Origin of the sequence: Microcoleus sp. K5-D4 (assembly GCF_036704575.1) — a bacterium.
Classification (GTDB): domain Bacteria; phylum Cyanobacteriota; class Cyanobacteriia; order Cyanobacteriales; family Microcoleaceae; genus Microcoleus.
The window spans coordinates 1-7101 of the sequence record NZ_JAUBSD010000158.1 but is presented as its reverse complement, the minus strand read 5'-3'; the positions used below and the strand labels follow the sequence as shown (position 1 = coordinate 7101).

The 7101-nt window shown below is 47.2% G+C and carries 7 protein-coding genes; 1 reads left to right on the top strand and 6 read right to left on the bottom strand.

Annotated features, from left to right (window positions below):
- Together QUA77_RS28340 and QUA77_RS28335 are read right to left on the bottom strand one after the other, a co-directional pair.
- The coding region (locus tag QUA77_RS28340) for a protein kinase domain-containing protein (protein ID WP_333119891.1) at window positions 1-999 on the bottom strand (999 nt) is incomplete at its 3' end.
- A gap of 170 nt (window positions 1000-1169) precedes the next feature.
- Window positions 1170-1853, bottom strand: coding sequence for a VOC family protein (locus QUA77_RS28335; protein ID WP_333453921.1), 684 nt, complete (start codon window positions 1851-1853; stop codon window positions 1170-1172).
- A gap of 463 nt (window positions 1854-2316) precedes the next feature.
- Between QUA77_RS28335 and topA the strand changes: the two genes are divergently transcribed.
- Window positions 2317-5043 carry a type I DNA topoisomerase gene (gene topA, locus QUA77_RS28330; RefSeq protein ID WP_333453919.1) on the top strand — a complete coding sequence of 909 codons (2727 nt, stop codon included), beginning with the start codon at window positions 2317-2319 and terminating at the stop codon, window positions 5041-5043.
- A gap of 172 nt (window positions 5044-5215) precedes the next feature.
- On the opposite strand, the gene QUA77_RS28325 is transcribed toward topA, so the two are convergent.
- The 4 genes from QUA77_RS28325 to QUA77_RS28310 form a co-directional block, all read right to left on the bottom strand.
- On the bottom strand, window positions 5216-5563 hold the full coding sequence (locus QUA77_RS28325) for a DUF5615 family PIN-like protein (protein WP_333085200.1): 348 nt from the start codon (window positions 5561-5563) through the stop codon (window positions 5216-5218).
- A 4-nt stretch (window positions 5564-5567) separates the two neighbouring features.
- On the bottom strand, window positions 5568-5927 hold the full coding sequence (locus tag QUA77_RS28320; RefSeq protein ID WP_333085201.1) for a DUF433 domain-containing protein: 360 nt from the start codon (window positions 5925-5927) through the stop codon (window positions 5568-5570).
- Window positions 5928-6159: 232 nt separating this feature from the next.
- On the bottom strand, window positions 6160-6312 hold the full coding sequence (locus QUA77_RS28315; RefSeq protein WP_333041746.1) for a hypothetical protein: 153 nt from the start codon (window positions 6310-6312) through the stop codon (window positions 6160-6162).
- Between the two features lie 138 nt (window positions 6313-6450).
- The gene (locus QUA77_RS28310; protein ID WP_333453917.1) at window positions 6451-6879 is read right to left on the bottom strand and encodes an HNH endonuclease; all 429 of its coding nucleotides are present in this window, start codon (window positions 6877-6879) and stop codon (window positions 6451-6453) included.
- Between the last annotated feature and the right edge of the window lie 222 nt (window positions 6880-7101).

Here is a 7101-nt window from a genome sequence, read left to right as displayed (position 1 = left end):
TTCGGTGCTGCCCCTGCTGACTCGCTCAAAGGCTGCTAATAAGGTTTCAACTTCTGTTTCTCTGCCGTAGAGTTTTTCGGGGATGAGGAAATGGTCTGTAATATCCCGCGTTCCCAATGCAAACGTCTCAATGTTACCCGTGTTTTGTAATTGAGCAAGACAAATCTCTAAATCGTGTTTCAGTCCTAATGCACTCTGATAGCGATTTTCGGCATTCTTTGCCATCAGTTTACTAACAATTTGGGATAAAATTAGGGGAACTTCTGGCTTGATTTGATGTACCGGAATCGGCTGTTTGGCTAGATGACAATGCACTAACTCCATTGGATCATCTGACTCGAAGGGTAACTGTGTTGTCAACAATTCATAGAAGGTCACACCAAGGGAATAAAAGTCACTCCGATAGTCAATGCCTCGATTCATTCTTCCTGTTTTTTCTGGGGAGAGATAAGCTAAGGTTCCTTCGAGGGTGTTGGGATTCTGGATTTCCTGGGTTTCTCTCGGCAGCAGGGAAGAAATACTGAAGTCAATGAGTTTAATTTGTTGGCTATGTGGGTTAATCAGAATATTGGCGGGTTTGATATCTTTATGAATAACTCGGTTTTGGTAGAGAGAGTGGAGAATATTTGCTAGTTCCCTGGCTAGGTTGAGAAAGTCTTCTAAAGATACAGATTTATCGGGTTGGTTTTTATCAGTTGCTGCCGGGATATAAGTAGATAGGGAAACTCCTCCAAAGTCCTCCATTATTAAAGCATAGGCGTTTTTGTAAGGTGCTAAATCGAGGGGTTCAACCACTCCAGGCAGACGTAGATTTTTGGCGATGGTGTACTGGTTGCGGAATTGCAGCAGTTCGCTGAAGCTGGGGTATTCGTTTCGCAGCAGTTTGATGACGACTGGAGTGCGATCGCTCTCCCGGACACCGCGATAGACTAAAGTGCGAGATCCTGCATAGAGTTGTTCTGTTATGCGATACCCTGGCAGGTCAGTAATTGTCTCCATTTTCCAGTTCTCAATAAATTGGGGGTTACTATATCTCTAGTTTACTCAGCCAACTTGCAAAATTCTCAATGGCCTCTAATGTTCCTGCAATTGTCAGTGGGCGTTCTGTACGAAATATCGCAGTTCGTTGGATACTGAAGCCATATTATTAATTGTTTTACAGGTTTTGATTACCAACTGATAATAAGCGGCAATCCAGGTCGGAAATCTACCTGTTGTCCCTGCACTTCTCCATCAAAACCAAGCTCGACAAAATACTCGGTTCCTATTCGCAACTTTAATTGATTTGTCTCAAGCACTGCTTGAAGTTCAGGTGACGGGTTATTGGCAGCAGGACTGACTAATTCTACACGAGTAATTTCCCGGAAACCAACACCATGATCCAAAGGCTGTGACTTATCAGCAGAGTATTGATCGGGACGTTTACCAAAGGAAATTTGGAAAAGCATGGGCTCAGTCAACACATCACTATTTGTTCCTACTGCGATACTCATCGTTTCAGATAAATAAGGTGGACGATATGCCCAACTTGAAAATGCAACTGTGTCCTCAGAACCTTTGGCTGAACGCAAACAGATGCCAAATGGACACGCACCATTATTCCGATTTGTCGATCGCTCCCAAAGACGAGTCTGATGAATTGGCTCAGACTTCGCCTCTTCTGGATCGTGAACCCATAACAATTCCAACATTGCGTTATGGAAAAAGAAACAGCGATTGGCTGTACCTTGTCCGTGATGAATGCGAGATCCACCCTCAACTAAACCGAAGGATGATAAACGATTAGCTTCCGAAGCACCAATATCAGTAAGGATGAAAAGATGGTCGAATTCAAATGTCATAGAATTATTCATCGAATTGCTCGATCGCTCAAGTAATTTTAATCCCCTGTGATTGCTTTTTTTTCGCTCGCAACGCTGATGCTGCACAGCGTACTGTACCAAAGCCCCAAACCTCTAGTCAGTAAATCTTTCCCAATCTAAAATCTAAAATCTAAAATCTATCGCCCCAACCTTCAAGTTACAACCAGATTGAGGAACCATCCGCCCGCATCCAGCAGTCTCAACATCCAGTTACCGACAATTCTGCTAAAGTCAGGTCATCATCCGGTGCATCTTGTAGAGACGTGATTCGCAGCCTCTGCCCCCAAAGCAGTAAAATCCCATCACATTGTCACCTGCCACCCGATCGGCAGTAAGTTAAAAATTAAGGTAGTTTGAAAATAATCGCCCAAAGTTGAAAGAAGCCTTGACATCTGACCTAAACTCTCTAACTTAGACCCTCTAGCTGCGCTGCCATCCATATTTAAAAGATGCCATGTCAACCTTAGTCATCGTCGAATCTCCGACCAAAGCCCGCACCATCCGCAACTTCCTGCCCTCCACCTACCGTGTAGAGGCATCGATGGGCCATGTCCGCGACCTACCATCCTCCGCCGAAGAAATACCAGAAGCCGTTAAAGGAGAAAAATGGGCGCAATTGGGCGTAAACGTGGAGGCAGACTTTGAACCCCTCTACGTCATCCCGAAAGATAAAAAGAAAATTGTTAAAGAACTCAAAGACGCCCTCAAAGACGCCACAGAACTGATACTAGCCACTGACGAAGACCGAGAAGGCGAAAGCATTTCCTGGCATTTGCTGCAAATCCTCAAACCCAAAGTGCCCATCAAGCGGATGGTGTTTCACGAAATCACCCGCGAAGCAATCCGCGACGCCTTAACCCACTGCCGCGATATCGATAATCGAGTAGTACAAGCCCAAGAAACTCGCCGAATTCTCGATAGACTCGTCGGTTACACACTCTCCCCGTTACTGTGGAAAAAAATCGCTTGGGGTTTGTCCGCTGGTAGAGTGCAGTCAGTCGCAGTCAGGCTTTTGGTGCGCCGGGAACGCGAACGCCGCGCTTTCCGCCAAGGTAGTTACTGGGATTTAAAAGCCCTTTTGGAAAAGGGCAAGATTTCCTTTGATGCCAAACTCGTGACTGTCGGCAATGTGAAAGTTGCAAATGGCAGCGATTTTGATGAAAATACCGGGCAAATTATCGCAGGCCGGCGCGTACTTTTGCTCAACGAAGAACAGGCGCGGGCTTTACTTTCACGCATTCAAAACAAACCCTGGACGGTCGGCAATATCGAAGAACGGCCAGTCACCCGCAAACCGTCGCCGCCGTTTACGACCTCGACTTTGCAGCAGGAAGCTAACCGCAAGCTGCGGCTGGGTGCGCGGGAAACCATGCGAATTGCCCAAGGTCTCTACGAACGCGGTTTTATCACCTATATGCGGACGGATTCGGTGCATTTGTCCGAACAGGCGATCGAAGCGGCGCGCAGTTGCGTGCAAGAACTTTACGGCAGCGAATACCTCAGCCCCCAACCGCGCAAATACACCACGAAAAGCAAAGGCGCGCAGGAAGCCCACGAAGCTATCCGTCCCGCCGGCAGCACTTTTCGGACTCCGCAGCAAACGGGATTGGATGGGATTGATTTCCGCCTCTATGATTTGATTTGGAAGCGGACAGTCGCTTCTCAAATGGCCGATTCCCGCCAAACTCACGTCACTGTATTAACTCAGGTAGAAGATGCCGGTTTCCGTTCCAGCGGCAAACGCATTGATTTTCCCGGCTTTTTGCGCGCCTACGTCGAAGGTTCCGACGATCCGAATGCGGCGTTGGAAGACCAAGAGGTGATTTTGCCGGCGCTGAAGGTGGGGGATAAACCTAATTGTAAGGATTTAGAGGCAGTTGGGCACGAAACTCAACCTCCCGCCCGCTACACGGAAGCTTCTCTGGTCAAAATGCTTGAAAGCGAAGGTGTGGGCCGTCCGAGTACCTATGCGAGTATTATCGGTACAATTGTCGATCGCGGATATGCCAAATTAATAGCTAATGCCCTAATTCCGACATTCACCGCTTTCGCCGTCACGACTTTATTGGAAACACATTTTCCCGATTTAGTAGACACCGGTTTTACTTCCCGAATGGAACAAACCCTCGATGAAATTGCCACCGGCGAGGCGAAATGGCTGCCGTATTTGCAAAAGTTTTATACAGGGGAAACCGGCCTCGCAACCCAAGTTAAAGAACAGGAAAGTCAGATTGATGCGAAAGTTGCCCGAACTGTGGTATTGGAGAATCTCTCTGCTAAAGTTTGCATCGGCAAATTCGGCGCCTACCTGGAATCTGAAAGCGAAGAAGGCTTGGTAAAAGCATCGATTCCCCAAGATTTGACGCCGGCAGATTTAGACCCGGAACAAGTGGAGTTTCTGTTAAAGCAAAAAACCGAAGGCCCGGAAAAATTGGGTCTTCACCCAGAAACCGGGGAACCGATTTATGTGCTGATTGGCAGTTATGGGCCATACGTTCAGTTAGGGGAAGTTTCGGAAACGAACAAGAAACCGAAGCGGGCTTCTTTACCGAAGGGGACGGATAAGGACAGCGTGACGCTGGATATGGCGGTGAGTTTGTTGACTTTACCTCGGTTGTTGGGCACTCACCCGGAGACGGGGGCGAAGGTGCAAGCTAATTTGGGGATGTACGGGCCTTATGTGGTGCACGACCAGGGTAAGGTGGGGAAAGATTATCGATCGATCAAACCGCCGGATGATGTTTTGACTATAGGGCTCGATCGGGCATTAGAGTTATTATCGCAGCCGAAAGCCGCCCGCGGCCGCAGCAAATCAGCCACACCTTTGAAGGAATTGGGCGCGCATCCAGAGTCGGGAGAACCGATCAATGTTTACGATGGCCGCTACGGCCCCTACGTGAAACACGGCGATATCAATGCTTCTTTGTCGAAGGATGAATCTGTGGAGAATTTCACCTTGCAAAGAGCACTGGAATTGTTAGCAACTAAGGAAGCAGCGGGAGGCGGTAAATCTAGCAGCAAGTCGAAGAAGTCTACTAAGACTGCGGCGGCGAAGTCGGAGACTGCAACTGAGAAGACTGCGGCGAAGAAAACTACTGCTAAGAAGACGGCGACTGCGGCGAAGAAAACGACTACTAAGAAGGCGGCGACTGCGACTGCGACGAAGAAGAAGACAACTTGAGTTTAGTGTAGTTTTCACTGATCGAGAAACCCGGACGGTGTAGGGGCGGTGTCCCCGTGCCCGCCCGGTTTTTTTGTTGGTAAAATACTGCACAAATTTAGGTTTGTATTAAAAACTTCAGTCCTTAAAATTCGGCTTGAGTATAGTAGGGCATAAGGTCTCTTGAATGCAATTAAGATATAGACGGCGGCCCATAACGATAGACTCGAATCACTTTTCCCGTCAATGTCTGAGCGATAGATATCGCATCATTAATATTAGCAGTCAGTCTAGCAATATCGTCATCTCGCGTGCAGGCAATAATACCGCAGTGGTCAGGTTGCAGCTTGTGCAGTTGAAAGAAATCGCGTCGGTTGACAGTCAAAACCGCCCGATTTTCAACGATCGCAAATGCTAATACATCCTCATCAGGCAGTCCAGCGTTTCCTGCTTGTTGAACAGTCAAGACATCATGCCCCAAAGAGCGTAGATTTTGCACGACTTGCCGGGGAAAGTGTTCGTCTGCATAGATACGCGCCATAGGTTTATTGGATATTTTCAGGTGTATCTAAAATCTCGTCGGCCTCGTCTTGCAGTCTCATTGCTTCCTCAATTTCGTCAGGGTAAGCTTCAGCATAAGCCCAAACATTTACTAAATCAGCGGCACTCAGATGGGGATAGCAATCTAGGATAAAAGCATCGGTAGCGCCCTCATTGCGATAGCTTGCGAGCAACCAAACGGGAATGCGAGTATTGTCAATACAAGCATCGCCGCCCATCACGCCGGGAGTTTTTGTAATCGGGCGTCCGCTGTTTTTCAGGCTTTGAGTTAAGATGCTGATTGCCTCAGCTTTGTCGATCGGCGTTAAGGCTAAGAGTTGCGCTTCTAATTCTGGGATTGTCATAGAGCTTATTTGATTTATGAATTATGTATGTATTTTATATTGTAGGGCGATATCCCTATTAGTTAGGTTTCTTGCAAAACGTTGTGGATTAATTCTGCTGCTAGCTATAGCTTATAGCGGTGAGTGAGGGCTTCCATGTCAACGGTGACTGCTGAGTGGCGCTTGGGTGCGGGTGTGGCTGGGGGTGCCGCGGGCAATTAGAGAGTTTCGTAGAAATAATCGATTCATCATTCTAGGTGTTGGTGGAGGTAAGGAGGTAACAAAATTGATGGGCGATCGCCATTTTTCCCAATCCCGGACAAAAGAGCGATCGCACGTTTCTCAATACCTCGATGAAAGTGCGATCGCTCTTTTTTACATAATTTGCACTGACGAGCGTATTCATTTGAGTTAAATTAGTCAGTTTGATATCATTTGCCCGATCGATCGCCCAAACCCCATATCCCTGACCTCGCGCTGGTCTAAAATCTCCTCAGCTAGAAAGGCGATATGTGCGATCGACCATTTGTGACTCTCAAACCTTTTAAGGAGAAATGTCTGTGAGCGGATGCCATCCAGCACCAACCCACTGACGCCTGACAGTAACAGCAATAGGATTGTTTAGTTGTAGTGCTGTTACTGTTGCGCGACCGCAATCTGTAAGTCCAATAATTTCTGTAGCGTCTTCACTCCAAGCAAAATTTTGTGACCCTTGTTGAGTGCGCGGATTAAACAACTTAACGTGCTTTTGCGTTACCGGATCGAATGCCTCAGTTTGGGTTCCTTTGTAATTATTGCACAGACTACAAGCCAGCCAGAGATTTTCTTCCTCGTCACTACCGCCAATCGCTTTACGAATAATATGGTCAATTCCCAAAATTCCCAAAACATACATTTGTAAACTGCGACAATAACCGCATCGGTTTTGAGCTTGTGCGCGAACTCTGGATCGCACTTGTTCGGAAATCGCCATTTTCCTTATCCTTTTAATGGTTCGATCAAGCCGCGCCGCACAGCTTCATTTAAGGCTTGAGCTTGTCGCAATAGTCGAGTTTCATATATGTGGATTAATGCCTGCAATTCATCCTGTTCTACAAATGCGATCGTACCGGATTGTTGCAGGGTAAGAGCATCTCAATTAGGCTTGACACAAGGACTCAGAAGAATCTAATGTAGGGTCAATAAAACAAGAAAA